Origin of the sequence: Nocardia tenerifensis NBRC 101015 (genome assembly GCF_000308715.1) — a bacterium.
GTDB classification, from domain to species: Bacteria; Actinomycetota; Actinomycetes; order Mycobacteriales; family Mycobacteriaceae; genus Nocardia; species Nocardia tenerifensis.
Genome location: NZ_BAGH01000312.1, coordinates 1 through 24,889, shown reverse-complemented (window position 1 = coordinate 24,889; position 24,889 = coordinate 1). Strand labels below are relative to the sequence as shown.

At 67.7% G+C, this 24,889-nt stretch carries 25 protein-coding genes; 9 read left to right on the top strand and 16 right to left on the bottom strand.

Annotated elements, in window-relative coordinates:
• Positions 1 to 824 (top strand): sodium:solute symporter family transporter (locus ON39_RS25125; protein ID WP_040738064.1); only part of this gene is annotated, 824 nt, incomplete at its 5' end.
• A gap of 9 nt (positions 825 to 833) precedes the next feature.
• Entirely contained in the window at positions 834 to 1,088 is a 255-nt protein-coding gene (locus ON39_RS25120; protein ID WP_040738057.1) for a hypothetical protein, read from the top strand.
• A gap of 60 nt (positions 1,089 to 1,148) precedes the next feature.
• Here the strand turns inward: ON39_RS25120 and ON39_RS25115 are convergent, their stop codons facing one another.
• Entirely contained in the window at positions 1,149 to 1,616 is a 468-nt protein-coding gene (locus ON39_RS25115; RefSeq protein WP_040738056.1) for a DUF4383 domain-containing protein, read from the bottom strand.
• A gap of 339 nt (positions 1,617 to 1,955) precedes the next feature.
• Between ON39_RS25115 and ON39_RS25110 the strand changes: the two genes are divergently transcribed.
• Positions 1,956 to 2,447, top strand: a complete 492-nt coding sequence (locus ON39_RS25110) for an FBP domain-containing protein (protein ID WP_040738055.1) — start codon at positions 1,956 to 1,958, stop codon at positions 2,445 to 2,447.
• Positions 2,448 to 2,631: 184 nt separating this feature from the next.
• Here the strand turns inward: ON39_RS25110 and ON39_RS25105 are convergent, their stop codons facing one another.
• The 6 genes from ON39_RS25105 to ON39_RS25080 form a co-directional block, all read right to left on the bottom strand.
• Positions 2,632 to 4,119, bottom strand: a complete 1,488-nt coding sequence (locus tag ON39_RS25105; RefSeq protein WP_040738054.1) for a PepSY-associated TM helix domain-containing protein — start codon at positions 4,117 to 4,119, stop codon at positions 2,632 to 2,634.
• A 519-nt stretch (positions 4,120 to 4,638) separates the two neighbouring features.
• Positions 4,639 to 5,199, bottom strand: coding sequence for a hypothetical protein (locus ON39_RS25100; RefSeq protein WP_051187028.1), 561 nt, complete (start codon positions 5,197 to 5,199; stop codon positions 4,639 to 4,641).
• 64 nt (positions 5,200 to 5,263) lie between these two features.
• Positions 5,264 to 6,922: an acyl-CoA synthetase gene (locus ON39_RS25095; RefSeq protein WP_040738053.1), complete on the bottom strand. Its 1,659-nt coding sequence runs from the start codon at positions 6,920 to 6,922 to the stop codon at positions 5,264 to 5,266.
• A 171-nt stretch (positions 6,923 to 7,093) separates the two neighbouring features.
• Positions 7,094 to 8,719 carry an acyl-CoA synthetase gene (locus ON39_RS25090; RefSeq protein WP_040738062.1) on the bottom strand — a complete coding sequence of 542 codons (1,626 nt, stop codon included), beginning with the start codon at positions 8,717 to 8,719 and terminating at the stop codon, positions 7,094 to 7,096.
• 214 nt (positions 8,720 to 8,933) lie between these two features.
• Positions 8,934 to 9,566 carry a hypothetical protein gene (locus ON39_RS25085; protein WP_040738052.1) on the bottom strand — a complete coding sequence of 211 codons (633 nt, stop codon included), beginning with the start codon at positions 9,564 to 9,566 and terminating at the stop codon, positions 8,934 to 8,936.
• A gap of 349 nt (positions 9,567 to 9,915) precedes the next feature.
• Positions 9,916 to 11,127 carry an IS110 family RNA-guided transposase gene (locus ON39_RS25080; RefSeq protein WP_040738061.1) on the bottom strand — a complete coding sequence of 404 codons (1,212 nt, stop codon included), beginning with the start codon at positions 11,125 to 11,127 and terminating at the stop codon, positions 9,916 to 9,918.
• Between the two features lie 530 nt (positions 11,128 to 11,657).
• On the opposite strand from ON39_RS25080, the gene ON39_RS25075 reads away from it, so the two are divergent.
• From ON39_RS25075 to ON39_RS25065, 3 genes are read left to right on the top strand one after another with little or no spacing between them, the layout of a single operon-like run.
• Positions 11,658 to 11,837 carry a ribbon-helix-helix protein, CopG family gene (locus tag ON39_RS25075; protein ID WP_040738051.1) on the top strand — a complete coding sequence of 60 codons (180 nt, stop codon included), beginning with the start codon at positions 11,658 to 11,660 and terminating at the stop codon, positions 11,835 to 11,837.
• Positions 11,837 to 12,187, top strand: coding sequence for a VOC family protein (locus tag ON39_RS25070; RefSeq protein WP_040738050.1), 351 nt, complete (start codon positions 11,837 to 11,839; stop codon positions 12,185 to 12,187). Before ON39_RS25075 ends, ON39_RS25070 begins: the two co-directional genes overlap by 1 nt.
• An 8-nt stretch (positions 12,188 to 12,195) precedes the next feature.
• Complete coding sequence (locus ON39_RS25065; RefSeq protein WP_040738049.1) at positions 12,196 to 13,047, top strand: class I SAM-dependent methyltransferase; 852 nt, start codon at positions 12,196 to 12,198, stop codon at positions 13,045 to 13,047.
• Positions 13,048 to 13,161: 114 nt separating this feature from the next.
• Here the strand turns inward: ON39_RS25065 and ON39_RS25060 are convergent, their stop codons facing one another.
• The gene (locus tag ON39_RS25060) at positions 13,162 to 14,391 is read right to left on the bottom strand and encodes an acyl-CoA dehydrogenase family protein (protein ID WP_040738048.1); all 1,230 of its coding nucleotides are present in this window, start codon (positions 14,389 to 14,391) and stop codon (positions 13,162 to 13,164) included.
• Positions 14,392 to 14,427: 36 nt separating this feature from the next.
• Positions 14,428 to 15,822 (bottom strand): acyl-CoA dehydrogenase family protein, encoded by a 1,395-nt coding sequence (locus tag ON39_RS25055; protein WP_373283730.1) that lies wholly within the window; start codon positions 15,820 to 15,822, stop codon positions 14,428 to 14,430.
• A 129-nt stretch (positions 15,823 to 15,951) separates the two neighbouring features.
• On the opposite strand from ON39_RS25055, the gene ON39_RS25050 reads away from it, so the two are divergent.
• The gene (locus ON39_RS25050) at positions 15,952 to 17,409 is read left to right on the top strand and encodes a glycosyltransferase family 39 protein (RefSeq protein ID WP_051187024.1); all 1,458 of its coding nucleotides are present in this window, start codon (positions 15,952 to 15,954) and stop codon (positions 17,407 to 17,409) included.
• A 13-nt stretch (positions 17,410 to 17,422) separates the two neighbouring features.
• Here the strand turns inward: ON39_RS25050 and ON39_RS25045 are convergent, their stop codons facing one another.
• Positions 17,423 to 18,184, bottom strand: coding sequence for an alpha/beta fold hydrolase (locus tag ON39_RS25045; protein WP_040738045.1), 762 nt, complete (start codon positions 18,182 to 18,184; stop codon positions 17,423 to 17,425).
• A 59-nt stretch (positions 18,185 to 18,243) separates the two neighbouring features.
• Here ON39_RS25045 and ON39_RS25040 point away from each other — a divergent pair, with 59 nt between their 5' ends.
• The gene (locus ON39_RS25040) at positions 18,244 to 18,615 is read left to right on the top strand and encodes a MerR family transcriptional regulator (RefSeq protein WP_051187022.1); all 372 of its coding nucleotides are present in this window, start codon (positions 18,244 to 18,246) and stop codon (positions 18,613 to 18,615) included.
• Between the two features lie 86 nt (positions 18,616 to 18,701).
• Here the strand turns inward: ON39_RS25040 and ftsX are convergent, their stop codons facing one another.
• The 6 genes from ftsX to ON39_RS25010 form a co-directional block, all read right to left on the bottom strand.
• On the bottom strand, positions 18,702 to 19,607 hold the full coding sequence (gene ftsX, locus ON39_RS25035) for a permease-like cell division protein FtsX (protein WP_040738044.1): 906 nt from the start codon (positions 19,605 to 19,607) through the stop codon (positions 18,702 to 18,704).
• The gene (ftsE, locus tag ON39_RS25030; RefSeq protein WP_040738043.1) at positions 19,607 to 20,296 is read right to left on the bottom strand and encodes a cell division ATP-binding protein FtsE; all 690 of its coding nucleotides are present in this window, start codon (positions 20,294 to 20,296) and stop codon (positions 19,607 to 19,609) included. Before ftsE ends, ftsX begins: the two co-directional genes overlap by 1 nt.
• A 74-nt stretch (positions 20,297 to 20,370) precedes the next feature.
• The gene (locus ON39_RS25025) at positions 20,371 to 20,568 is read right to left on the bottom strand and encodes an Rv3103c transmembrane domain-containing protein (protein WP_040738042.1); all 198 of its coding nucleotides are present in this window, start codon (positions 20,566 to 20,568) and stop codon (positions 20,371 to 20,373) included.
• A gap of 13 nt (positions 20,569 to 20,581) precedes the next feature.
• Positions 20,582 to 21,427 (bottom strand): mechanosensitive ion channel family protein, encoded by an 846-nt coding sequence (locus tag ON39_RS25020; protein WP_040738059.1) that lies wholly within the window; start codon positions 21,425 to 21,427, stop codon positions 20,582 to 20,584.
• Between the two features lie 116 nt (positions 21,428 to 21,543).
• Positions 21,544 to 22,659: a peptide chain release factor 2 gene (gene prfB, locus ON39_RS25015; RefSeq protein ID WP_040738058.1), complete on the bottom strand. Its 1,116-nt coding sequence runs from the start codon at positions 22,657 to 22,659 to the stop codon at positions 21,544 to 21,546.
• Between the two features lie 240 nt (positions 22,660 to 22,899).
• Positions 22,900 to 23,748 (bottom strand): helix-turn-helix transcriptional regulator, encoded by an 849-nt coding sequence (locus ON39_RS25010; RefSeq protein WP_040738041.1) that lies wholly within the window; start codon positions 23,746 to 23,748, stop codon positions 22,900 to 22,902.
• Positions 23,749 to 23,890: 142 nt separating this feature from the next.
• Here ON39_RS25010 and ON39_RS25005 point away from each other — a divergent pair, with 142 nt between their 5' ends.
• Positions 23,891 to 24,478, top strand: coding sequence for an NADPH-dependent FMN reductase (locus ON39_RS25005; protein WP_040738040.1), 588 nt, complete (start codon positions 23,891 to 23,893; stop codon positions 24,476 to 24,478).
• The last annotated feature ends 411 nt before the right edge of the window (positions 24,479 to 24,889 follow it).

Genomic DNA, 24,889 nt, shown 5'->3' with positions numbered 1-24,889 from the left:
GCGCCTATCCGAAGATGTTCATCCCGCTGATCGTGGTCATTCCCGGCATGATCAGCGCGGTGCTCGTGCCGCAGATGAGCGAGTACAAGGCGGCGAAGGTGGCCGATCCGGACTTCACCGGGGACACCACCTACAACCAGGCGCTGCTCTACCTGATGAAGGACGTGCTGCCCAACGGCCTGCTCGGCGTCGGCATCGCGGGTCTGCTCGCCGCATTCATGGCGGGCATGGCGGCCAATATCTCCGCGTTCAACACGGTGTTCAGCTACGACCTGTGGCAGCAGTACGTGCGCAAGGACCGGCAGGACGGGTACTACCTGACCGTCGGCAGGCTCGCGACCGTCGGCGCGACCGTGACGGCGATCTTCACGGCGTTCATCGCGTCGAGCTTCAGCAACATGATGGACTACCTGCAGACCCTGTTCAGCTTCTTCAACGCCCCGCTGTTCGCGACGTTCATCCTCGGCATGTTCTGGAAACGGATGACGCCCACCGCGGGCTGGATGGGCCTGGTGTTCGGAACCGGTTCCGCCGTAGTCATTTTCATCCTGCATCAGACGAAGGTGTTCCATCTGTCCGGGCAGGGCTCGAGTTTCGTGGCCGCGGGCGTGGCGTTCGTGGTCGACATCGTGGTCAGCGTCCTGGTCACCCAGGTGACCAAGCCGAAGCCGGTCGCCGAGCTCGTCGGCCTGGTCTACTCGGAGACGCCGAAGGACGTGCGCACCGATCCGGAGCAGGGCTCGCTGCCCTGGTATCAGCGTCCGGTGCTGCTCGCCGGCATCGCGCTGGTGCTCGTCATCGCCCTCAACATCATCGTCGGATAAGGAGCCGCAATGCTTTTCGACATCCGCACCATCGTCGGCGCCCTACTCGGCTGCTACGCCGTCGTTTTGATCATCACCGGGCTGGTCAGCAATTCCGCCGCCGACGAGGCCAAGACCGGCGGCGTGAACATCAACCTGTGGGCGGGGGCGGGGATGGGAGTCGTGTCCGTGCTCTTCATCGCCTGGGTCCTGCTGCGCCCCATCGCCCTGCCCGAGAAGTCTCCGGCGGCGGACCTCCCGGACGAGCCGTCCGAAACCCCGTGACAGCGGCGAAGCCCCGCCCGGACGCCGGGCGGGGCCTCGTATTCGGTTGCGGCGCAGCGTCTATCGGTGCGCGTACCCGGTGGGGTGCTGCCGCGGCGCGGTCAGGCGGGGCAGCAGGGCGCCGAGGACGACCATGCCGAGCCCGAGGCCGAGGTGCAGCCAGTTGTCGGCATTGTTGAGCGGCACGAAGTTCGCCTCGCTCGCCTCGTCGACGACCACGCCGTACACCCACAGCGCCAGATAGATGACGCCGCCGATCAGCAGGTAGCTGCGGGCCGCGGCGCCCGCCCGCGCGGCGAGCAGACCGGCCACGCCGAACAGCAGGTGCACGATGTTGTGCAGGATCGATACGTTGAACACGCCGAACAGGTGAGCGTCGGAATGGTGTCCGGCGAAGGTCATGGAGTCGTAGTTGTCGGTGATACCGGGTATGAAGCCGAGCACGCCGACGATCAGGAAGACCAGGCCGACCGCGAGTGCGGCGATCCGGACCGGTGACCATGCGCTGGTTGTCGCGCCTGTCTGCATTGAGGCCATGACTTGACTACCTTTCGGGTCGGGCGTCCCGGCGGGACGATTCGCCGTCGGGCGCCGATCTCAGGACTTTCGGTTGTCGATGAACTCTCCGAGGCCGCGTATCGCCATTGACGCGGCGGCAGCGTGCCGAGCGGGTCGGCGACTCTGGACACCGGCGGCGTACCCGGCGGGGTACCGGACAAACACCGGGGGTCCGCACGCTAGGTGAACCTGTTCACGCCGGGCTGACCAGCAGGTCTTTCCGGCCGAAATATGTTTGTCCGCGGCCCGGCCTGCCCGTAACGTCACTTCGGTTTCGTTCGCAAGAGAAAAGGAATGGAGTGAAACGCCATGAAACCAGTGACTGAGCGCGACATCAGGTCGTCGTTCATCAACTGTTCGAAGACCGAGGCCAAGCGACTACCCATGCCGCGAGAGCTCGACGAGCGTCCGTGGGACGATCTCGACTTCCTCGGCTGGAGCGATCCGTCGCTGCCGGGCCGGTGCTACCTGGTCGTCCCGCAGGACGACGGCGAGCTGATCGGCGTCGCGCTGCGCTACGAGACCGGCGGCTCGGGCCGGGCCCAGATGTGCTCGATCTGCCTGACCACGCACACCGGCACCGGCGTGTCCCTGGTGACGGCGGCGAAGGCGGGCCCGTCCGGCCGCAAAGGCAACACGGTCGGCACGTACATGTGCACCGACCTCGCCTGTCCGCTGTACACGCGCGGCAAGAAGACGCCCGCGCTGGGCAATCGGTATCGGGAGAACCTGAATCCCGAGCAGAAGGTCGAGCGGATGCTCGGCAATCTGCGGGCGTTCATCGCCAGGCTCTACAGCTAGCCACCCACTGACCGCACGATGGAAATGGAGGTAGATGCCATGCGCCGACACTCGACACTCGGCTCGCCGCATCCCGAGTCGCGCGACCGCACAAGCGCACTCGGGGTGCCCGGCGGTTCCTCTCCGGTCGAGACGGCCCGGCCACACGGTGTGCCGGACCGCCTCATCCGGGGAGGAACCCCCGCTACGCCGCCCGTCTCTTCGCGGTGAGCCCGACCAGCACATCGACGGCCAGGAAGCCGAGCAGGCTCAGCCCGACCAGCGGGACGAACCAGCCCACCACCAGCGCCGCGGCCACTACCGGCACGGCGAGCCACGGTGAGCTCCGGCGCAGCGCACCCCGGCGCGGCGCGCGGCCGAGCGCGGGGCCGGTCTTCTTGGTCGGTCGCCTGCGCCACCACAGGAGGTAGCCGCGCAGCAGCACGGTGATCAGGCCGATCGCGACGGCGAGCAGTAGCAACTGATTGAGCAGCCCGAACAGCAGACCCATGTGGAACTGGATGCCCCAGTTGGTCAGCTTGGCCATCAGCGGCCAGTCGGCGTACGCGAGCCGGTCGGTGACCGCCCCGGTGGCGCCGTCGACCGCGACCGCGTCGACCGTGTAGGTGCCCGGCATCCGCCGCTCCTTCACCGCGAACGACTGATCCGCCGCGGCCGGAATGGTGATCTCGACGGCCTGGGTCACGCCGTTGGCGCGGGCGGTCGCGTAGACGCGATCGACCTGTTCGATGCGCGTGGCCGGCGTGATAGTGGTCGGCATTGCGGCGTGGCCGCCGTGGTGTTCGGCGTGGTCGCCGCTCGAATCCTGTTTCGGCGCAGCACTTCCCGGCAGCGCGGTGGTGACCGACGGCGTTGTCCAGCTCAGTTGCTGACGCAGTTCGGTGATGTTCGCGCCGGCGTAGGTCGACCAGGTCATGCCGGTGGCGGACAGCAGCAGGACGATCGGCAGCACCCACATGCCGACCGAGCCGTGCCAGTTCATCGTCCGGCCGCGGTGCTGCTGCGAACGGTCCGGCGCGAACAGCCAGCGCGCCGAGTTCCGGCTCCGCCTGCCGCGCACCCGGCGGATCCACACGACGAGACCCGCCAGCGCGATGACCCACAACCAGGAGGCGGCCAGCTCGCTGTAGAGGCGGCCCGGCTCGCCGAGGTGCAGGTCGCGGTGCAGTCGATCGATCCAGGTGCGCAGGGGCAGCGCGCCGGAGCTGCCGTAGACGACGGAGTCGCCGACCGGCTGGGCCGTGTACGGATCGACGAAGACCGCCCGGCGCTCGGACTCGCCCAGTGTCGGATCGGTGAAGAGCACGCGGGTCGTGTCCTCGGCCCCGGCGGCGGGCGCGACGGCGGCGAGGGTGAGTTCCGGCTGGGTCGCGACGGCGGCGCTTACCTGCTCGGACAAGGGTTTTGGTGTGCCGGCCGCCTCGACCGTGAGCAGGTCGCGCGAGACGATCGACTCCAGGGTGGGGGAGATGGCGTAGAGGGCGCCGGTGACGGCGGCGACGAGGATGAACGGCGCGACGAAGATGCCCGCGTAGAAGTGCAGTCGCATCGCCAACGCGTACAGGCCGTTTCGTGCCTTCGGCTTGTTCGGCGGAAGTCCTTGTCGCTCGGCGGATTCGGTTGACGGCGGGGGTGATTCGGCGTCGGGGGTGATGGTTTCTGTTGTGCTCACGATCGATTCGTTTCTGCGGAGCGGGAACCCGAGGGGTTCTCCGGCGTGTGGTCTGGGCTTGTGCACGGGGTACGGCGGATCGCTGCGCGGGAGCCCTTGGGCGGCAAGACATGTCGAGCGCTGACGCCGATTGCGCTGGTGCCATGGGCACGTTCGCGTGCCGCGCGGCAAGGCAGGGCGATGCCGGGCGGTGGCAAGTCGACGCGAGGCGCAGGCCGTGCCGAAGCACGCGAAACCGACAGCACGCGAGGCGCACGGCACGGCGGCCGCCATAGCGACTGCGGATTCGCCGACCGGCTTGTCCCGAGCCGGTCGGCGCGCAACGACCGCACTGTCCGCTCGTGCGGAACAGCGCGGGCAAGTCGAAAGCCGCACCCATCTGGATGTCCGCTCTGGCAGTCCCGCTCGGCCGGCGAGAGGCGGAAACGCCGACTCGCGCGCACGACGGCTTGCCGAATGTTCGCTGACGTACTGGAAGCGTCTAACGCGACACGCGTTCGATGTGTAAGAGCTGGGCGATCAGCCGCAGACGGTGAGCGGCGGGCCCCGCGTGCGCAGCGACTCCGCGGCGAAGACTCGAAGAATGACGCGGTCGCGGTGGTCGGTGTGCCGCGGCGTCGAATCGGGCAGTGGGAGCGGCCGACTCGCTCGCAGCACCCGGAAGAGCACCGCGGTGCCGGCCCGGTACGCGGCCTCCGCGCCGCGGATCACGCCCGCGGCGGCGACGGCCGCCACCAGGTGCGCGGCGAGCATGGCCGGGGTCAGCTGGGCATCGCCGTGATGCAGGTGGCCCGAGCTGAAACCCATGGTCAGATGCCCGAGCAGCTGCCCGGCGACGAGCGCGCCGATCAGTCCGACAGACGTGTCCCGCAGCGGCGCGAGCCCGGCTACCAGCGCGCCGATCACCGCGGCGGCGGCGACCAGCAGCGCGAGCGTGGTCCCGTCCGGCGACATGCCGCCGGACGCCCAGCCGTGTGCCGCAACGGAAATCGTTCCCGAGATCGCGCCGGCCGACCCGCCGCGCACCCGCGCGACGGCGTCGCGGCGCTGCGCGCCGACCCGGCCGACCTCGTACCTCACGCGCTGATAGTAGCCGACCAATTGCGTGCCCCCACCCCGCCGGCAACTGGGGACAGCGGGTGGGTCAGCTCGCCTCGATCTCCATCTCGATCAGCGGCTTGCGCAGCAGCTTGCCGGTGGCGTTGCGGGGGAGCTCGTCGAGGAAGATCACCTCGCGCGGCACCTTGTAGCGGGCCAGGTTCGCCTTGACGAAGTCCTTGATCTCCTGCGGGTCGCGCTTGGAGTCCGGGCCGGGCACGACGAACGCGCGCAACCGCTTGCCGAACTCGCGATCGTCGACCCCGACCACGGCGGCCTCGAAAATGTCCTCGCGTCCGGCGATCAGGTTCTCCACCTCGAGCGGGAAGACGTTCTCGCCGCCGGAGACGATCATGTCGTCGTCGCGGCCATCGATGTAGAGCAGGCCGTCGGCGTCGAAGTGCCCGACGTCGCCGCTGGACATCATGCCGTCCACGATCTCCTTGGTGCGGCCGTCGGTGTAGCCGGTGAAGGCGAAACCGTTGTCCACGAAGATGGTTCCGGTGACGTTCGGCCGCGTGATCGGCTTGCGGTCCTCGTCGAGCAGCACGATCCGGATGCCGACCGGCGCCCGGCCGGCGGTGGTCGGCGCCTTGCGCAGGTCCTCGGGGGTGGCGACCGTCATGACCGCGCACTCGGTGGAGCCGTACAGGTTGTAGAGGGTGTCGCCGAAGTAGTCGAGGGTGCGGGTGACCACGTCGGGCGCGATGGCCGAGCCCGCCGCGAAGATCACCTTCAGCGTGCTCGGGTCGTACTTGGCGAGCACCTCCGAATCGAGATCGAGGATGCGCTGCAGCATGGTCGGCACGACCACCAGCGAATCCGCCCGGTACTTCACGATATTCGCGAGCGTCTGCTCCGGGTCGAAGCGGCGCTGCTGGAACACGACCCGATTGCCGAGCGCGACGCCGATGGTGAACTGGGAAAGCCCGGTGCCGTGGAAGATCGGCGCCGCCATGATCATGGTGCCGTTGTGCGGCATCGGCACCCGGTCCACGAACTGGGCCGAGGCGAACGGGCTCACCTTGTCGCGCGGCGCGCCCTTGGGCGTTCCGGTGGTGCCGCTGGTCAGGATGACCATCCCGCCCGACTTCGCCGGCGCGGGCAGCGGCGCGGTGGACCGGCCCGCCGACAGCGACTCGATGGTCGCCGCCGACGGATCGACATTGTCCTTGGCGTCGACCCAGGTGAGGATGCGCGGGATCTCGGCGGGGATGGCGCTCATCAGGTCGATGAACTCGCTGTCGTGCAGCACCGCCTTCACCTTCTCGCGCGCGGCCACGTCGGCGAACTGCGGCTTGGCGAAGCCGGTGTTCATCAGTACCGTGCGCACGCCGAGCTTGCCGGTCGCGAGCAGGCTCAGCACCATGCCGCGGTGGTCACGGGCCAGCACGGCGACCACGTCGCCGGGCCGGATGCCGTGCGCCTCGAGGCCGCGGGCCAGCGCGTTCGACTGCTCGTTCAACTGGCCGAAGGTCAGCTCGCCCGCCTCGTCGACGATGGCGCCCGCCTCGGGCCTCGTCTGAGCGGCGTGCATGGCGACGCCGGCGAACGGTCCGAACTTGACCACGTTGAACGCGGACCGCACGGCGTGATCGAGGCGCAGCGGATTGAACAGCCGCCGCTTGACCATGACATTGACGCCCAGAGCGAGATCGCCCGCTTTACGGGCGGTGCCGCTCAACGCGGGGAAGGAGACAACCATTCGACAACAACCTTCCGGCGGTCCCACCCGATGCGAGCCGTGCGGGTGGTGCGGACCGCGACTTCGGGATCCAGTGCTGCCGGTAACAATAGCAAGCGTCTGTAACCCGGTGTGTCAGGTATCTCAACATGGGCTACCGATGGGTAACCACTCGGGGTCGCCCCGCCCGGATCAGGGCGTGACCTCGTACTCCACCAGCACCCGGCGCAGCAGCTTGCCGGTCGGGTTGCGCGGCAGGTCGTCGAGGAAGATCACCTCGCGCGGCACCTTGTAGCGCGCCAGGTTGTTCTTGACGTAGGCCTTGATCTCCTCGCCGTCGGGCGTGTGACCCGGCTCCGGCACGACGAACGCGCGCAACCGCTTGCCGAACTCGGCGTCGTTCACCCCGACGACCGCCGCGTCGAAGATGTCCGGGCGCTCCAGCAGCAGGTTCTCCACCTCCTGCGGGAAGACGTTCTCGCCGCCCGAGACGATCATGTCGTCGTCGCGGCCGTCGACCATCAGCAGGCCGTGCTCGTCGAAGTGGCCCACGTCGCCGCTGGACATGAAGCCGTCGATGATCTGCTTGTGCCGGCCGTCGGTGTAGCCCTCGAACGGCGTGCCGCTGCGGATGAAGATGCGCGCGGTGGTGTTGGTCGCCGTGACCTGCTTGTCGTTGTCGTCGTAGAGCCGCACCTCGCAGGTGATCGGCGGGCGGCCGACCGTGCCGGGGGCCAGCGCGAGCTCCTCCGGGTTGGCGACGGAGGCCACCGAGCACTCGGTGGAGCCGTACAGGTTGTACAGGACCGGGCCGAACGCCTGCGTGGCCTTGATGGTGAGCTCCGGCGACAGCGCCGAACCGGCGAGCAGGATGACCTTCAGCGAGGACAGGTCGTACTTGCCGCGGATCTCCGGGTCGAGTTCGGTCATGCGGTGCAGCATCGTCGGCACCGCGACCAGCAGCTCCGCCTTGTGGTCGGCGATCATCTGCAGCGTCGCCTCCGCGTCGAAGCGCCTGCGCATGACGATCTTGTTGCCCATGGCCATGCCGACGAGCCAGCTGCCGAACCCGGTGCTGTGGAAGATCGGCGACACGATCACCTGGGCGCCCCGGTACGGGAACGGGACGCGATCGAGGAACTGCGCGGTGCCCAGCGGCGAGACGTTGTCGCGCGTCGCGCCCTTCGGCAGGCCGGTGGTGCCGCTGGTGAGGATGACGAAGCCGCCAGGCCGGCCCGGCTTCGGCAGCTCGTCGCTGGTGTTCTCGGCGATCAGATCGTCGAAAGTCTTTGCGCCCTCGGGCAATTCGGTGTTCTCATCGACCCAGGTGAGGAAGCGCGGCAGGTCGGCGGGCAGCGCGTCGAGCAGGCCGAGGAACTCGCTGTCGTGCAGCATCGCCTTGACCTTCTCGCGCTTGCAGACCTCGGCGAACTGCGGCTTGGCGAACCCGGTGTTCATCAGCGCGACCCGGACGCCGAGCTTGCTCGCGGCGACCATGGCCAGGATGAGGCCGCGGTGATCACGGGCGAGCACGCCGACGACGGTGCCCTCGGTGATCCCCGCCGCCTGCAGACCCCGCGCGACCGCGGTCGACTGCTTGTCGATCTGGCCGTAGGTCAGCTCGCCGCGCTCGTCGGCCAGGCCGGGGGAGCCGGGGTCGAGGCGGGCGTTGTGCCGGATCAGCGTGGCCTGCGGGCCGAAGATCCGCGATTCCTTCAGTGTCCGAAGGGTTTCCACCGGCTTGCGCGGATCGGAGACCCCGCGGGACCGGAGCACTCCGAGCGCTTTGACCTTCTCGAGCGCGTACGCCAACTTCAAGTCGAACACCTCCACCAGCAAACTCGCGTCGGTACGCGACCTCGCGATTTCGTAACTGAGGTCACCACCGTAGCAGCGGCGTGTCGATAGTCACACTGGGACGTCCGGAGCCTCGCGTATCAAATGTTCGCCGCGGCGCGCGCCGATGGGTATCGCGACAGTTATTCGTGCGCTCGAGGCCCCGCGACGGATGCCGCGGGGCCGAGCGACTCGATCAGTTGTAGACGGCGCCGAACGAGGGGACCGAGATGGTGCCGCGCTGGTACTGGAACCCGTCGGGGTTCGCGTCGCTCACCGGAACCGACCAGCGGTGCCACAGGGTGCCGTACACCGCGGCGACGATGAGGCCGCCGCCGGTGTCGAGGGGGCGCGTGCGAATCGTGGTGTCCACGGGCACATCCTGGTGCTCGTAGAGCACCTCGGTGCCGCTGCGCCCGTTGGACAGGTTGATCCACAAAACTTCCAGCTTCGCGCCAGACTGATTGGGGGCGATTGTGCCAGGGCCGCCGAAGAACCCGAACCGGAACCCATCGAGCCCGAGCGCGATGCCGGACCCGTACACGCCCGGCCCGTCGCCCCGGCCGATATCCGACTGCGCCGGAATCTGGAACGGCTGGGCGGGCAACGCCACCTGGCCCGCCTTGTTCACCTGTCCGGAGGCCACCAGCCGGTCCACCGCCTGCTCGGCCGCCGGATTGCCCGCGGCCGCGGCGCGCAGCTGCCGCGCGGCCCCCGCCCAATCCACGGTCGCCGGCTCGGCCCCCGCACTACCGGCAAAAACACTCGCTACGACCGCGGTGGCGGCAAAGACGGTAGCGAGGCGACGCGTCACACTCAGTCGTTCCATATCCAGTTGCTCCTCGAAGTCGCTGGTACAGCTCGAGAGAAATTCGTCCGCTGAATCTGTCGGACAAGAAACGCAGCCCGTTACGTTGCCAGCGATCCCCGCATCCGGTCCAGCGTCCGCCCGAACATGTCCTTTTACCGCCAATCGCATCTCAGCACGCGTGCCTCCCGGACTCCGACTCGAGCGCTGACCCGTCGCCCGAAGTGAAACATCTGTATTCGCACACCTTTTCGAGTGTGGCTGAAAGTTGTTGGCAGTCAGGCGTATTGTTGCCTCACTCCTTCCGAGGGGCGATGGACACGGTCCAGACATCGCGCCCAGAATCTCAATGAGCGTGTCAATAGCTGGGTCAAGCGGCAGCGGCTGCTGGGGTGGTGGCCTGTGGTGGTCGGTATGGGGTGTTGTCGCGGAGCATGGCCCATAGGACGTCGACCAGGCGGCGGGCTAGGGCGAGTGTTGCTTGTGTGTGGATGAGATGCTCGTCGCGTTTTCGCAGGTAGAACGTCCGTGCGGGGCCATTCTTCTTGATGCTGGTCATGGCGGCGAGGTAGAAGACTCGGCGGACTTTGCGGTTGTATCGGCGGGGTCTGCGAAGGTTGCCGCTGATGCGGCCGGAGTCGCGGGGGACCGGGACCAGGCCGGCGAAGGAGGCGAGTTTGCCGGCGCTGGTGAAGGTCGAGAAGTCGCCGTGGACGTTGACCAGCAGTTCGGCGCCTAGGCCTGGTCCTATTCCGGGCATCGACTCGATGATGCCAGCCTGTGGGTGGGTCCGGAACTTCGCGGCGATGGCCTTCTCGGTGCTGGTGATCTCGCGGTCTAGATCGAGCAGTCGTCGGGCATGGCGTTTGATCAGATCGGCGATCCCGGCTTCGCCTGGTGCGGGGATGGTTTGGTCGCAGGCCAGGTGGTATGTCTTGCGCGACATCGCTTCGACCAAGGGGCGGCGAACCTTGTGCTCGGTCAAGACGGCGGCGATGCCGCCCATCCCGGCTGCGCGGAGCTCAGCTGGGGTGCACATGTGGGCTATCAGGATCAACGGCGATCGGTTGGAGTAATCGAAAGCTGCTTCCAACGTCGGGAAGATGCCGGTCAGCAGCGCGCGTAACCGGTTTACCCCACGCACCCAATCGTCTTGCAGATCAGCACGATACGCGGTGAGCTGGGTTAGCTCGGCGATCAGTTCGTCACGCATCCGGATCGGTTTGAGGTCGTTGCGCAGCCGGTTCAGCTCGGCAATGACTCGAGCATCACGGGCGTCGGTCTTACCCTCGCCGCTGAACGCGCCGCTCAGGGCATGGACCATCGAACCGGTTGCATACACGACCTGCTGGTCGCGGACCGCCAATACGGCAAGCAACAGCGACGACAACTCGCTGACCAGGTCCACTGCCCATCGAACCGACGGGGCCAGGCCTGCGACCGCGGCAATCGCTGCTTCGATCGCCTTTTGATCGTTGCTGATCCGTTTGCTCCACACTGTCTTTCCGGTCGCGTCGACAACGCACACATGATGTGCCGCCTTACCGACGTCAACACCTGCCCATGCCTGATACTCGCTCAACCACAGCCTCGTTCCGGTCGTGACTTCACCCGCGATACCCAGCCGCAGCAATCCCCTGAGCAGCGTTCGAGCGCACCAGATCTCAATCAGCGGTCCAGGCATCCGAAACGGGAAGGCGAACCATTCTAGGCAAGCCGTCGATGCGGCAGAAGGAGGTCAGTCATACCTTCCCGTCCCGGGTCATTCGGGCTGCGCCCGAACAAGATTCAACTTAGGGGGAAGGAGGTGATGGGGAATGGCGAAACATCGCCGGAGAAAGAGCAAGGCCCCGGTCGACTACGGCATCACTTTCACCACTGCTGCCGTGATCGCCGGGGCGCTCATCTTGGTCCGCCGAGTCTGGCTGGCTAAGTAACCCATCCGGTGGGGCCGTCGTGACAGCGGCGGTCCCACCACTCGGCATCACTCGCGTGACGACGCCATCATACCAACGCTGCGCCCTCGGGCGGGTAGTTCGCGGCGGCCGCCGTGGAAACCTCCTTGCGAAAGAAACGGTGGCAGCTAGTGATCTAGGATGCTAGCATTCTAGCGTGGGCGATGAGGAGATCAAGCAGTTCAACGTGTACCTGCCGATCGGGCTGATCAAGCGGGTCAAGCACCACTCCATCGAGTCGGGCCTCTCGCTGTCGGCCTTGGTCGCCGCGGCGCTGCGGGCCTACCTCGACGACGCCGACGGGCAACGACGGAACTCGACAGACAAGGAATCCTGATGACTACCAATGGCATTGAGGCCGTGTTCCTGGAGACGCACAACTGGGGCCGGGCGGCGAAGTTCTTCCAGGCGCTCGGTTACGAACTCGAGTTCGCCACCGACCACAACTCCGGTCAGCTGCGCAACGGCGACGGCCCCTACGTGTTCATCGCCGAGGTCCCCGAGACCAAGGTGCCCGGCATGCAACTCGTGCTGAAGGCGACCGACACCGACGCCCTTGCGGCCGACTCCGCCGTCGAGGTGGTCACCCCGCTCGTCGAAACCCACTACGGCACAAGGGAGATGACGGTCCGCGACCCGGACGGACGGCTCTGGAGCATTCAGGCCCCGGCCGACCAGCGGTCATGAGCGCGGGCATGGCGAAGACGGCAGCGCCGGACAACACCGCGGTGCGCGTCGCGCTGTGGCGAGCGATGCACGTCCGGGTCGACTCGCCCCCGCACGTGCTCGAGGACGAGATCGGCCTGCGCCTCGTCGCCCCCGACGACGGCTGGCCCCACCGTCCCGATATGGATCCCGTTGGCACCAAGGGCTTTCGGGCGGCGATGGTGGCCCGTGCGCGTTTCGTCGAGGACCTGGTCGCCGAACAGGCCGACCGAGGTGCCACCCAATACGTGCTACTCGGTGCGGGTTTGGACACCTTCGCTCAGCGCAGACCGGAAATTGCTTCTCGCTTAAGCATTTTCGAGATCGAACAGCCCGAAACCCAGGCGTGGAAACGGCAACGGCTCATCGAGCTCGGCTTCGGCATCCCGGACTGGTTGCACCTGGTCCCGGTCGACTTCGAAGCGAACGAGTCCTGGTGGGAACGGCTGCTGTCGGCGGGCTTCGACCCCGCGCTCCCCGCGGTCGTCGCCTCCACCGGCGTATCCATGTATCTCACCAACGCGACCAACGCGGCCACCCTGCGTCAACTGTCCGGTCTCGCCCCGGGTTCGACGCTCGCGATGACATTCCTGCTGCCGCCCGAACTCCTCCCCGCCGAGGACCGCGCGGGCTTGGAGATGTCGGCGAAGGGGGCGCGCGCGTCGGGAACACCGTTCATCAGCTTCTACACCCCGCAGGAAATGCTCGCGGTGGCTCATGAGTCCGGGTTCCAAGGCCCCCATCATGTTTCGGGCACCGAGCTCGCCGATCGCTACTTCGCCGACCGGCCCGACGGCCTACGCCCGTCGACCGGCGAGGACTTTCTGATCGCCACCACGTGATCCGGCCAACGAGCACCGGCCGGTACACGGCCTGAGAACTAGGAAGCCAGTGCAAACAGAAATCCGGCGCGAGTCATGAACTGGACTCGCGCCGGATTTCCGTTGTCTGCCAGCTTACTTCAGCTCGGCACTGGTCTTGCCGAGGATCCGGCGAGCCACGATGAGCTGCTGGATCTGCTGGGTGCCCTCGAAGATGTCGAGGATCTTGGAGTCGCGGCCCCACTTCTCCAGCAGGGTGCGCTGCGAGTAGCCGATGGCCCCGGCCAGCTCGACCGCCTTGAGGGAGACGTCGGTGCCGGTGCGCCCCGCCTTGGCCTTGGACATCGAGGCCTCGAGCGAGTTCGGCTTCTTGTTGTCGGCCATCCACGCGGCGCGCAGCGACAGCAGGTAGGCGGCCTCGTAATCGGCCTCCATGCGCAGGAATTCGGCGGCCGCGGCGTGCTGGTTGTTCGGCGGGATGTCGTAGGAGATCTCGACGCCGGCGTCGGTCAGGATGGCGCGCAGCTCCTCGAGCGCGGCGCGGGCGACGCCGACCGCCATGGCGGCGACGAGCGGGCGGGTGTTGTCGAAGGTCTGCATGACCCCGGCAAAACCCTTCTCCACGTTGACCTCCGGGCTGCCGAGGATGTTGTCCTTCGGAATCCGGCAGTCCTGCAGCAGCAGTACGGCGGTGTCGGAGGCCTTGATGCCGAGCTTGTGCTCGAGCCGGGCCACCGAGAGGCCGGGGGCGTCGCGCGGCACGACGAACGACTTGATCGCCGCGCGGCCGAGGCTCCGGTCGACCGAGGCCCACACCACGATGTGGGTGGAGCGCTGGCCGGCGGTCACGAAGATCTTCTCGCCGTTGAGCACCCACTCGTCGCCGTCGAGCACGGCGGTGGTGGTGACGGCGGCGGAGTCGGAGCCGAACGACGGCTCGGTGATCGCCATCGAGGCCCACACCTTGCCGAAGCGCTTGAGCTGCTCGTCGGTGGCGACGGCCGCGATGGCCGCGTTGCCCAGGCCCTGGTAGGGGATCGAGAGCATCAGGCCGACGTCACCCCAGGAGGTCTCCAGGGCGTTCAGCAGCGCGGACATATTGCCGCCGTTGGAGTTTCCGAGCAGCTCGGTGGCGTGCGCGTCGGACTCGCTGTCGTCCTCGCGGCCGCCGGCGGCGCCGCCGATCTTCTGGGTGCCGGAGTCGGCGAGGCCCTCCACCATGGCGGCCATGGTGTCCAGCTCGACCGGGTACTCGTGCTCGGCGAGGTCGTATTTGCGCGAGATCGGCCGGAAGATCTCGGTCGCGACCTGGTGGGCCTGGTTCGCGCTGGCCCGCAGCTTCTTGGGGAGTTCGAGATTGATCATGGGGATGTCTCCTGAAAGAGAAAGAGTGCGGGCCGGTTAGATGAGCACGACACCTTCGGCGACGCCGATGCCCCGCAGATCGCGGTACCAGCGCTCGACCGGGTGTTCCTTGGTGAAGCCGTGGCCACCGAGCAGCTGCACGCCGTCCAGGCCGATCTGCATCCCCTTGTCCGTGGCCAGCTTCCTGGCCAGCGACGCCTCCCTGGCGAACGACAGGCCCTGCTCCGCGCGCGAGGCGCCGCGCAGCGTGACCAGCCGCAGGCCGTCGAGCTCGATCGCGATATTGGCGACCATGAAGGCGACCGCCTGGCGGTGCGAGATCGGCTCGCCGAACGCCTCGCGCTCGTTCACGTACGGAATCACGTAGTCCAGCACGGCCTGACCGGTGCCGGCGGCGAGCGAGGCCCACCCGAGCCGGGCCAGTCGGACCGCGTCGGCGTACTCCTCGGCGCGCTGCTTGGCGTCGCCGTCACCCAGGATCGCGTCGGTGCCCACCGCGACATTGTCGAGCAGCAACCGGCCGAGACCGGCGGCGCGCAGACCCATGCTCGGGTCGGCCTCGACCACCAGGCCGGGGGTGTCCGACGGGACGATGAACAGCGACGGGCGACCGTCGAGTTCGGCGGCGATCACGAACAGCTCGGCATCCGCGGCCGCGGGCACCAGGCTCTTCACGCCGGAGATCCGGTAACCGCTGGGCGAGCGAACGGCCTTGGTCTGCAACGCGAACGGATCGAACAGCGCGCGCGGCTCGCTGATCACCACGGAGGCCTGCGGCACGTTCTCGCCGGTGAAGGCGGGCAGGTAGGTCTTCTGCTGGGCGTCGGTGCCCCACTGCGACAGCGCGACCGCGACGCCGCTGGGCGCGAGGATCGGCAGCGCGAGGCCCATGTCGCCGTGCGCGAGGGCCTCGGCGACAAGGGAATTGGTGACCGCGCCGCGCTCGGACGCCGCGCCCTCCAGCTCCTCGGGGACGTTGATCAGGGTGATGCCCAGCTCGGCGGCGCGCTCGAGCAGATCACGCGGGGCCTTGGCGGCGGCATCGGCGTCGTAGGCGGCCGGGCGCAGGATCTCGGCGGCGAACTCGCGCACCGTCTCGACGATCATCTGCTGCTCGTCGGTCGGGGTGAGGTCGAAGAAGTCCTTGTTCTTCGCCTCGTTGGGCGCGAGCCGCTTCGGCTGGCCGTTGCCGGTGACCTTGGCGAAGGCCCGGGTGGCGGCGCCGAGCGTGCGGAAGCCGGTCTTGGTGCCTTCGTAGGTGACTCGCTCGATCGGCTTGCGCAGGTTGTACTTCTCGGCGAGTTCCGACCCGGTAATGGTCGTCATCACCCGCATGGCCGCGCCCATCCAGTCCCGCTTGGGGTGGTTGAGGCCGACTGCGGACGTGTCTGGACTTCGCTTCGTTGCGCTGTCTCGAGTGCTCATCATCACCTGTTTTCTCGGGTGGGTGGGGTGAGGTCTTGTCCCGGCTATCTTACTCCTGAGTAAGACTATCTTACTCCAGAGTAAGAACCGCGTCGAGGTGCAGCATACGCCCCTGATGTGTGCCAGGCTGGGCGGGTGCCCATAGTCGCGGTCCTGTTCGCAGCTGTCCTGCTAGCAGGTGCCCCGCGCTACGGGTATCACCGCGACGAGTTGTACTTCTTGGCGGCCGGTCGCCACCTCTCCTGGGGGTACCCGGATCAGCCGCCGCTGACCCCGTTGGTCGCCAGGATAATGGCCTCTATCGATCCCGATTCGTTATTGCTGCTCCGGCTGCCCGCGGTACTGGCGGCGACCCTGGTCGTGGTGTGCGCCGGACTGATGGCGCGGGAGTTCGGCGGCGGCCGGGCGGCGCGGGCGGTGGCGGCCGCGGCGGTCGCGAGCGCGGCGCTGACGATGGGTGCGGGGCACCTGCTGAGCACGGCGGTGTTCGATCTGGCCGCGTGGTCGGTGGTGTCGCTGATCGTGCTGAAACTGATCAATGGACAAGCCGATCAGGCACGTCCGGGCCTCGGCGGAGCGCGTTGGTGGCTTGTGATCGGCCTTGTCGTCGGGGTCGGGTTGCAGAACAAGCTGCTGTTGATCTTTCCGGTGGTCGCGCTGACCGTGTCACTGCTCGCGATCGGTCCACGGAAGGTGTTCGCCACCAAGTACTTTCCGCTCGCCGTCGGCCTCGCGGCACTGATCTGGCTGCCGTATCTGGTGTGGCAGGGCCGCAACGGATGGCCGCAGTGGGAGATGAGCCGGGCGATCGCGGGTGGGTCGTCCGGGACGTCGGATTCGCCGATCATGTTCGTGCTCTTGCAGTTCGGGCTGATGGGCCCGCTGCTGGTGCCGCTGTGGGCGTTCGGATTGTGGCGGCTGGCGCGAGACCCGCGCTATCGCGCCTTCGCCGCCGCCTACGGCCTGCTCTTCGTGCTGTTCCTGGTCACCGGCGGCAAGGCTTACTACCTGGGCGGGATGTATCCAATCCTGCTCGCGGCGGCCGCTGTCCCGTTGGCGGCGTGGCTGGGTCGAAAGCGCGCCCGGTGGGCGGTGGTGAGTTTCGTGGTCGCGGTGAACGCGCTCGTCTCCGCGGTGCTGTTCCTTCCCGTCCTGCCCCTCTCGGTGCTGAAGGACTCCCCGGTCCTCGCGATCAACTACGACGCGGGCGAGACGATCGGCTGGCCGGAGTTCGCCCGTCGGGTGGGGGAGGCCCGCGCCGGACTCGGCGGCGACGTCGCCATCCTCACCGCCAACTACGGCGAGGCCGGCGCCATCGAACGGTTCGGCGCGCCCTACAACCTCCCCACACCCCACTCCGGCCACAATTCGTACTGGTGGTGGGGTCCGCCGAGCGACGCCGCGACCGAGGTGCTCACGGTCGGCATCGACCGCGACCACCTCGTCCGCGTCTGCGCCGACGTCCAACCCGCCGGCCACATCGACAACGGCCGCGGCATCGACAACGACGAGCAGGGCGCGCCCCTGTTCGTCTGCCGGAAGCCCCGCGCGCCCTGGTCGGAGTTGTGGCCGCGGGTCAAGCATCTGGGTTGACGGGCGTAGCCGCTCAGAGCCGATGCCGAGCCAGGAAGTCCTCGACGGTTTTGCGCCACTGGTCGGGCTGTTCGGCCATCAGGACGTGACCCGCCGCGATCTCGGTGTACTCCGCGCCGGGAATGGACCTGGCCAGGTAACGCGAGTTCGCGGGGTCGATCAGCAGGTCCGCTGCGGCGTTGACGACCAGGGTCGGCACGGCGATCCGGCCCAGATCGCCTGTGGTGTCGAGGGTCTCGACCAGGCTGGCCTGCTGCAGCGTGCCGCCCGGAATGGTGGTGGCGCCGACGCGGACGAACTCGTCGACCTGTTCGGCGGGCAGGCTGTTGAGGAAGCCGGCACTGAACGCGTTGCCCAGGGCGAAGCGGGAGAACGTCGCCGTGTCACCTCGGTCGAGCAGGTCCTGCCAGATCTGCACGGCGAGCCGAGCGCGATTGTCCGCCTTGGCGAATCCCGCGGCGAGGACCAGGCCGCCGACCCGGTCCGGGTGCCGCACCGCGGCGCGCACCGCGACCGCGCTGCCGAGGGAGTATCCGACGATCGTGAACCTCTCGACCCCGCTCTCGACCGCGGCCGCGACGAGCGCGTCGGCCAGGCCGTCCAGATCGAGTTGGATATCGCTGCCCGGATAGTCGGAGGCCACCACGGTGTGCGTCGCGGCGAGGGCCGGGATGAGCGCGCCGAAGTTGGTCTCGATGGTGCCGCCCGCGCCGTGCGCGAGGACGAGGCCGGGCCCGGAGCCGGTGACTGTGGTCTGCAGGGGAATTGCTGTCATGTCAGCCAAGTTAGGAATTGACATCAATGTGAAGGCAAGCAGAGCGTTAGCGAGTTCATATGTTGATCGGAGAGTTGGCGCGCCGGACCGCCGTGAGCACCCGCCTGCTCAGGTACTACGAGGAGCAGGGTCTGCTGCGCCCGCAGCGGGACGCGCTCGGCTACCGCTCGTACGCCGACGACGCACCGGAACAGGTCCAGCACATCCGCTATCTGCTGGCCGCCGGCCTGTCGACCGAGGACATCCGCGGCCTGCTGCCCTGCGCCATCGGGAAAGTCACCAAGACCATCGAGTCCTGCGACGCGACCCTCCGGATCATCGAGAGCCGCTACAGCGAGCTGGACAACAAGATCGCCGAACTCGAGCGGCAGCGCGCGCTGCTCACCGAGGAGCGCGCCGCGATCAGGGATGGGATGCCGGCCACGCACTGATCGAACCCCGGTCCAGCCGGACACTTTCGGCGCTGCCGAGCCGAATCGCCGCCGTGCGGCGCGGAAAGTGTCCGGGGAGGCCGGGGCTATTCGCGCACGTAGTACCGCAACGTCCCGTACGCGGTCAGCGCCGCGAACACGATGCCGACCGGCGCGATCACCAACGCGACCATCGCGATGTCGTCGCCGGTGATCCGCGGAAAGACCTTGCTGGCGAACAGATCTCCCAGCGCTCGGTCGATCACCAGCGGCCGCGCGACCAGCAGCCCCACCACCGCGACCAGCGAACCGGCCAGCGCGGCGACCACCGCCTCCAACAGGAACGGCAACTGCGTGTACCACCGGGTCGCGCCGACCAGCCGCATGATGCCGACCTCGGTGCGCCGGGTGAACGCGGCGATCTGCACCATGTTCGCGATCAACAGCAACGCGGCCAGGGCTTGCAGCACCGCGAGGCCGAACGCCGCGTTGCGCAGGCCGTCGAACAGGCTGACCAGCCGGTCCACGATGTCCTTGTCGTTGCGCACCATGCCGACGCCCGGACGCTGATAGAACTTTTCGTAGATCTGCGGATACAGCTCCGCGTTCTTCATCTTCACCCGCAGCGACGCGGGCAGTGGCGTCTCGCTGACGTACTTGGCCAGCTCCGGCTGGTCCTTGAACGTCTTCTCCTTGGCCTCGCGCACGGCGTCGTCGCGGCTGAGGAACTGGACCGACTCGACGTCCCTGGTCGCCTTCAGATCCGCCATCAGCGACTTGCACGGATCGTGTGAACAGTCCGGATCGTTGGCGGAGACGTCCTCGGTGAGGTACAGCCGCACCTCGAGCCGATCCAGGAAGTACTGCTCGGTCTTGTCGGCGATCCGCACCGCGAGCAGGCCGCCGCCCAGCATGGTGAGCGAGACCGCGACGGTCAGGATCATCGCGATGGTCATCGTGACATTGCGCCGCAGACCGGCGAAGACCTCGCTGAACAGGAAGCTCGCGCGCATCAGCGATCCACCCCGTACACACCCGTCGCCTCGTCGCGCACCAACCGGCCGCGGTCGAGTTCGATCACCCGCCTGCGCATCGCGTCGACGATGTGGTTGTCGTGGGTGGCCATCAGCACCGTGGTGCCGATGCGGTTGATCCGCTCGAGCAGCGTCATGATGTCGCCGCTGGTGTCGGGGTCGAGATTGCCGGTCGGCTCGTCGGCGAGCAGCACCAGCGGCCGGTTCACGAAGGCGCGGGCGATCGCGACGCGCTGCTGTTCACCGCCGGAGAGCTCGGACGGTAGTCGATCGGCTTTACCGGCGAGACCGACCATGTCGAGCACCTCCGGGACGGTGCGCTCGATGAACTGGCGGCGCTTGCCGATCACCTCCAGCGCGAACGCCACATTGTCGTGCACCGACTTCTGCTGTAACAGCCGGAAATCCTGGAACACGCACCCCATCCGCTGGCGCAGCTTCGGCACCTTACGGCCGGGCAGGCGATCCACCCGGAAGTCGGCGACCTGGATCTGTCCCGCGGTAGGGCTCTCCTCCTTCAGCAACAGCCGCATGAAGGTGGACTTGCCCGAGCCGGACGGTCCGATGATGAAGACGAACTCGCCCTTGCCCACATCGACGGTGATGTTGTCCAGCGCGGGTCGCGTCGAGGTCTTGTACGACTTGGTGACGTTCCGCATGGTGATCACGGGGAGCCAGTGTAACCAGCGACCCGGCGCTCACCGCGCCGCCGATCGCCCGGCACCTCGCGAGTCCGCCGAGCTCAGCGTGGCGCGGGAGCCGGATTCACCGCTGCGGGAACGGTGTTCGGGATCGGCTCGGAGCCGGCCACATACGGTTGATCCGGCTTGACGAACAGGTAGAGCACGAAGGTGGCGAGCCAGGTCGCGATCAGGATCGCGGTGGATCGACGCGGTCGCGACTCCCGCAGCAGCGTGGTGGGTCGCACCGATTCCTTCAACAACGAAATGGTTCTACGTGGTCTCACTGATTCCCTCCCGGCGCAACGCCGCGGCTACTCGTACCCGCAGTTCGCGTCCGACTTCGAATTGTTTGCCCGGCAAGGTGCGGGCAACCATTCGGATGTTCATCTGGTCGACGGTCAAATCCTCGACGCCCATCACGGTGGGCTCGTCGAGCAGCAGTGGTTTGAGACGAGCGTCGTCGTACGCCCTTGTACCGACCTCGTGCAGGATCTCGTTGACCCTGGTGATGTCCGCGCTCGCGGACACCGGAACGTCGATCGCGGCGCGTGCCCAATCCTTCGACAGATTCGTGACTTTCACGATCTGGCCGTTGGGCACGGTGATCACTTCACCGTCGGAGTTGCGCAGTGTGGTGATCCGCAACGTGACGTCCTCGACGGTACCCTCCGCCATCTCCGCCGCTCCAGTCACAGCGATGCGAACTACGTCACCAAAGCCGTACTGCCGTTCGGTGATCAGGAAGAACCCCGCGAGAATGTCCTGCACGATGCGCTGCGCGCCGAAACCGAGCGCGGCGCCGAGCACCGCGGCCGGGGCGACCAGCCCCGTGACCGCGAAGCCGAGCCGCTGCAGCACCTCCATGCCGATCAGCACGTAGGCGATGGTCAGCACGACCCAGGTGACGACCTGCGCCAGCGCGTGCCGATGCTTGGCCGCCTCCGAGCGCACCAGCGCGTCGCCGCCGCGGAACTCGGCGTCGATCTTGCGGGTGATCCGATCTCTGACGAAGGTGGCGAACCGGCTGAACAGCACCGCGCCGAGGATCAACAGCACGATCTCGAGGCCGTTGGAACGTAGCCAGTTCGTGGTTTCCGAGGTCGTTGCGAGTGACATGGTCAACACCTCGACTGAACTCCCAACTGGACGCACGCCAGACAGGTTACCGCCGTACGTCCTACCATTCCGCGTGAGCGCCCGCGTCCGGCGCCTGTTGCGTGAGCCGCAACGACCTAGTTGGCCTGCTCTCTCATACGCCAGCGGATTCCCGACTCGATGAAGCCGTCGATGTCGCCGTCGAGCACCGCCGACGGGTTGTTGACCTCGTAGTTCGTCCGCAGATCCTTGACCATCTGATACGGGTGCAGCACGTAGGAGCGCATCTGGTTACCCCAGGACGCGCCCTCGTTCGTCTTGAGCGCGTCCATCTCGGCGCGCTCCTCCTGCCGCTTGCGCTCGAGCAGCTTGGCCTGCAGCACGCGCATGGCCGAGATCTTGTTCTGCAGCTGCGACTTCTCGTTCTGACAGGTGACGACGATGCCGGTCGGAATGTGCGTCAGGCGCACCGCCGAGTCGGTGGTGTTGACGCTCTGACCGCCGGGGCCCGAGGACCGGTACACGTCGACGCGGACATCGCCCTCGGGGATCTCGATGTGGTCGGTGGTCTCGACCACCGGCAACACCTCGACCTCGGCGAACGAGGTCTGACGGCGGCCCTGGTTGTCGAACGGGCTGATCCGCACCAGGCGGTGCGTGCCCATCTCCACCGACAAGGTGCCGTACGCGTACGGCGACTTCACCGCGAAGGTGGCGCTCTTGATGCCCGCCTCTTCGGCGTAGGAGGTGTCGTAGACCTCGACGGAGTACTTGTGCCGGTCGGCCCAGCGGATGTACATGCGCATCAGCATCTCGGCCCAGTCGGCGGCGTCCACGCCACCGGCGCCGGAGCGGATGTTGACCAGCGCGTCGCGCTTGTCGTACTCGCCGGAGAGCAGCGTGCGGACCTCGAGGGCCTCCACGTCGGCGTGCAGCGCGGCGCGTTCGGCGTCGGCGTCGGCCAGCGCGGACGTCCTCGACTCGCCCTCTTCGCCCTCGGCCAGTTCGTACAGCACCGGCAGGTCGTCGAGCCGCTGGCGCAACTCCTCGACGCGGCGCAGTTCGCCTTGCGCGTGTGAGAGCTCGCTGGTGACCTGCTGGGCGTGGTCCTGGTCGTTCCACAGATCGGGATCTGCGGCTTGGTGCTCGAGCTCGTCGATACGACGGCGTAGCTCCTCGATGTCGAGGACCGATTCGACCGTCTTGAGGGTGGCGTCGAGTTCGGCGAGATCAGCGGAAACGTCAGGATGCACGATGGTCAAGCCTACTGGTAAGTCGATGGTGTGTGAGCGGCAGTGGGGCTCGAATGGGTTGTGTTCGGGGATCGGTGATCACGTGAGGTAGGGCCGCGAGCGGAGCTATGGCCGGGTCCGGCATCTTTGGGCCTGGTCGCGTTGGCGTCGTCGCCGGCACAAACCCGTTATCGACTCGGCCTCCGCTTTGCTGGGCGACGATCCGGCGATGCATCCGGGCGAAGCTCGACCGATGGCGGCCTAGACGGCGCGGAGGGCTCCCGGGCGGCGGCCCGTGAGCGTGTCGAGGGCGCGGGCGGTCGATTCGTCGGCGGGTAGGTGGACGATCACGTGCTGGTTGTCGTCGGCGGAGAGGTCGAGGATCTCGTAGGCCAGGCGCAGCTCGCCCGCTTCGGGGTGGGTGAGGCGGGTGACGCCGGTCACGGCGGGCAGGCTCGGGACGGTCTCGACCCGATCGGTGAACTCCGGGCCGACGGTGACGGTGAGTTCGTCGGCGAGCAGGGCAATGTGCGGGTCGTTGCGGAACGGGCCGTGCTTGAGGGTGGCGACCATCTGGTCGGCGAAGTGGTCCCAGTCCGGGTATGCGGTGCGGGCGCGTGCATCCGTGAAGACGAAGCGGGCCAGATTCGGGGGCGTCGTATCGAACAGGCCGAGCGGTGCCATCAGGCGGTGGAAGCCGTCGGTGTGGGCGAGCACCTCGGTGAGTCTGTTCACGACCACCGCGGGCGCGGGTTCCAGACGGTCGAGGATGGCGCGGACCGTCGGACGCACCTCGCGCTGGGGCTGCGCGCCGCCCATGCAGTTGAAGCCGGCGTCGGCGGATTTGGTGAGGCGATGCAGGTGGACTCGCTCGCTCGCCGCGAGGCGGAGCGCGTCGGCGAGCGCGGAGAGTACCTGCGGTGAGGGCCTGCGATCACGGCCCTGTTCCAGCCGGGTGATGTATTCGACGCTTACGCCGGCCAACGTGGCGAGTTCCGATCGGCGCAGGCCGGGCGTGCGGCGGCGCGGGCCGGTGGCCAGGCCGACCTGGGCCGGGCTGATCGCCTCGCGCCGAGTGCGCAGGAACAGGCCGAGCTCGTTGTCACTCACTCCTCGAACCTAACAAGAGGCGGCGGCCGGAGGGTGTCCCTGCCACTACCACTCTCACGGCGGTCTTCCTGGTCGCCGCGGCGGCCAGCAGATTGGAAGTCGGCGGCCGAGCCGGTCGCCGAAAACCGTTGGAAGGAAAGCCATGTCGGCATTGAAGCTCGCGGTCATCATCGGCAGCGTCCGGGAGGGACGCTTCGGCCCCGTGGTGGCCGAATGGTTCACCGAACACGCCAGGGCGCACGGCGCGTTCGAGGTGGACCTCATCGACCTGGCGCAGGCGCACCTGCCGCTGGAACTGCCCGCCGTCTCCCCGGCGATGGATCCGAATCCGCCGCGGCCGGACGGGATGATCGACCTCACCGAGCGGCTTGCCGCGGCCGACGCGTTCGTGATCGTCACGCCCGACTACAACCGCAGCATCCCCGCCGCGCTGAAGGCCGCCATCGACTGGCACTTCACCCAGTGGGACGCCAAGGCGATCGGATTCGTCGGCTACAGCGGCGCGAGCGGCGGCCTGCTCGCCATCGAGCACCTTCGGCAGATCTTCGGCGAGCTGAACGCGCACACCGTCCGCAACTATGTCTCGTTTCCCCGCTACTACCTGCTCTTCGACGCCGAGGGGAAGCTTCGGGAGCCGGAGGAGCCCGCTGCGGCGGCGCGGGCGATGCTCGACCAATTGCATTGGTGGGCAGGGGCTTTGGCTGCGGCTCGGTCTGTCGTAGCGGTGTGATTCGTCGTGGGGGTGGGGTGCGGCGGCGTGGCTGTCATGAAGCGGCAGCCCGCATCCGCGCGATCTGCCTCGAGGTTCCGCTTCGCGGCGAGACAAAGCCAGCGCTTTGGCGGAGCGATGCCGACGGCGAGATTCACCAGGGCCGGAATGCGTGATCCGTCGGCGCGTCATCAGCGGTGTCCAGCGGCGCAACGTACCCGGAGGGGCTTGGTCCGAGATCAGCGGGTAGCCAGCGAACTCGTCGGCGACCTGCATGACCATCGTCCGTGCGTCCGTGCGTCCGTGCGTCCGTGCGTCCGTGCGTCCGTGCGTCCGTGCGTCCGTGCGTCCGTGCGTCCGTGCGTCCGTGGGGCCGTGGGGCCGTGGGGCCGTGGGGCCGTGGGGCCGTGGGGCCGTGGGGCCGTGGGGCCG

Excerpts from the sequence above, each read along its gene's own strand:
- ON39_RS25120 (WP_040738057.1), top strand. The coding sequence starts at position 834 with ATGCTTTTCGACATCCGCACCATCGTCGGCGCCCTACTCGGCTGCTAC.
- ON39_RS25115 (WP_040738056.1), bottom strand. The coding sequence starts at position 1,616 with ATGCAGACAGGCGCGACAACCAGCGCATGGTCACCGGTCCGGATCGCC.
- ON39_RS25110 (WP_040738055.1), top strand. The coding sequence starts at position 1,956 with ATGAAACCAGTGACTGAGCGCGACATCAGGTCGTCGTTCATCAACTGT.
- ON39_RS25095 (WP_040738053.1), bottom strand. The coding sequence starts at position 6,922 with ATGGTTGTCTCCTTCCCCGCGTTGAGCGGCACCGCCCGTAAAGCGGGC.
- ON39_RS25085 (WP_040738052.1), bottom strand. The coding sequence starts at position 9,566 with ATGGAACGACTGAGTGTGACGCGTCGCCTCGCTACCGTCTTTGCCGCC.
- ON39_RS25070 (WP_040738050.1), top strand. The coding sequence starts at position 11,837 with ATGACTACCAATGGCATTGAGGCCGTGTTCCTGGAGACGCACAACTGG.
- ON39_RS25065 (WP_040738049.1), top strand. The coding sequence starts at position 12,196 with ATGGCGAAGACGGCAGCGCCGGACAACACCGCGGTGCGCGTCGCGCTG.
- ON39_RS25060 (WP_040738048.1), bottom strand. The coding sequence starts at position 14,391 with ATGATCAATCTCGAACTCCCCAAGAAGCTGCGGGCCAGCGCGAACCAG.
- ON39_RS25045 (WP_040738045.1), bottom strand. The coding sequence starts at position 18,184 with ATGACAGCAATTCCCCTGCAGACCACAGTCACCGGCTCCGGGCCCGGC.
- ON39_RS25040 (WP_051187022.1), top strand. The coding sequence starts at position 18,244 with ATGTTGATCGGAGAGTTGGCGCGCCGGACCGCCGTGAGCACCCGCCTG.
- ftsX (WP_040738044.1), bottom strand. The coding sequence starts at position 19,607 with ATGCGCGCGAGCTTCCTGTTCAGCGAGGTCTTCGCCGGTCTGCGGCGC.
- ON39_RS25020 (WP_040738059.1), bottom strand. The coding sequence starts at position 21,427 with ATGTCACTCGCAACGACCTCGGAAACCACGAACTGGCTACGTTCCAAC.
- ON39_RS25005 (WP_040738040.1), top strand. The coding sequence starts at position 23,891 with ATGTCGGCATTGAAGCTCGCGGTCATCATCGGCAGCGTCCGGGAGGGA.